Origin of the sequence: Saccharopolyspora sp. 6M, from assembly GCF_020176775.1 — a bacterium.
Lineage (GTDB): Bacteria > Actinomycetota > Actinomycetes > Mycobacteriales > Pseudonocardiaceae > Saccharopolyspora_C > Saccharopolyspora_C gregorii.
The window spans coordinates 1-1,569 of sequence record NZ_JAIUJZ010000343.1 but is presented as its reverse complement, the minus strand read 5'-3'; the positions used below and the strand labels follow the sequence as shown (position 1 = coordinate 1,569).

The window sequence follows — 1,569 nt, the reverse complement described above, 5'->3', positions numbered from 1 at the left end:
CCGCCGGGCGGAGGAGGCGTCAGGGCGCCTGGTGGCCCCCGCGGTCTTCAACACCGACGTGGCCGAGCACCTCGGCCAGGCGGGTTCGATTCCCGTCCGCCTCCGCCACCGGCCCAGCACCCACCGGCCCAGCACCGCACGCCGACTACACTGCCCGCCGTGGTGATCGAGCGGCCCGGACCGGTGCGCTGGCTGTACTACCAGTACGGCGGCACGCTGCCCCCCACCTACCGCGACTGGGTGCTGCGCGACGCGACCTGCTCCACCTGGGTGCTGCGGGTCTGCCTGCGCGGCCTGCTGCACGTGCTCCCGCTGATCGCGCTGCTGTTCGGCGTGCTGTGGTGGGCCGGTGGATCCTGGCCGATCGCACTGGGCTCCGTGCTGCTCGGCGTGCTGGTGGTGCTGCGGATCGTGCTGACCAGCTCGGTGGAGAGCGTCGACGCCCGCCTCGCCCGCCACGGCTTCCCGCCCGGCCACGCCTCCGCCGTGCGCTCCCAGCTGGACGCCGACGCCGCCGCCCGCTACCGCGCCACCTGGCGCGGCGAACACTCCTGATCACGCGATCGCGCGCAGCACGACCCCCGCCGGGCTCCTAGGCTGCGCCGCATGGACGCGCGCCGCCGGATCCCCGCCACGGACCGGGTGCTGGCCGACCCCCTGCTGCACGGCGCCGCCGACCGGCTCGGCCACGACGTGGTGCGCCGCGCCGTGCACGACGCCCAGCAGCAGGCCCGCCACGGCCACCTGCCACCCGAGCAGGTCGCCGCCGCCGCCCGCGCCGCACTCCCCGACACCGCCTGCGGCATGCGCCGGGTCATCAACGCCAGCGGAGTGCTGCTGCACACCAACCTCGGCCGCGCCCCCCTCTCCGACGCCGCCATCGACGCGGTGCGCGCCACCGCGGGCACCAGCGACGTCGAACTCGACCTCACCACCGGACGACGCGGCCCCCGCGGCCGCGGCACGCGCGACGCCCTGATCGACGCCGTACCCGCCGCCGAAGACGCCCACGTCGTCAACAACGGAGCCGCCGCCCTCTCCCTCGCGGCCACCGCCCTCGCCGCGGGCCGCGAGATCGTGCTCGCCCGCGGCGAACTCGTCGAGATCGGCGACGGATTCCGCATCCCCGACCTGCTCACCGCCACCGGCGCGCGACTGCGCGAAGTCGGCACCACCAACCGGGTCCACCTCGCCGACTACCAGGACGCCATCGGACCCGACACCGGATTCGTGCTCAAGGTCCACCCCTCGAACTTCCGCATCACCGGCTTCACCGCCCACGTGGCCGTCGCCGAACTCCGCACCCTGCCCGCACCCGTCGTCGCCGACATCGGCTCCGGCCTGCTGCACCCGCACCCCAAACTGCCCGCCGAACCCGACGCGCAACGCACCCTCGCCGCCGGAGCCGACCTCGTCACCGCCAGCGGCGACAAACTCCTCGGCGGCCCCCAAGCCGGCCTGCTGCTCGGCACCACCGACCTGATCACCCGGCTGCGACGGCACCCGCTGGCCCGCGCACTGCGCGTCGACAAGCTCACCCTCGCCGCCCTCGAAGCCACCATCCGCGGC

At 75.3% G+C, this 1,569-nt stretch carries 2 protein-coding genes and 1 tRNA gene; all 3 read left to right on the top strand.

The window, feature by feature from the left end; translation table 11 throughout:
• Positions 1-12: 12 nt before the first annotated feature.
• Positions 13-108, top strand: a tRNA-Sec gene (locus LCD31_RS28725).
• Positions 109-159: 51 nt separating this feature from the next.
• Positions 160-555 carry a DUF5313 family protein gene (locus LCD31_RS28720; protein WP_224963315.1) on the top strand — a complete coding sequence of 132 codons (396 nt, stop codon included), beginning with the start codon at positions 160-162 and terminating at the stop codon, positions 553-555.
• A 51-nt stretch (positions 556-606) separates the two neighbouring features.
• On the top strand, positions 607-1,569 hold a 963-nt coding region (gene selA / locus LCD31_RS28715; RefSeq protein ID WP_224963314.1), incomplete at its 3' end, for an L-seryl-tRNA(Sec) selenium transferase.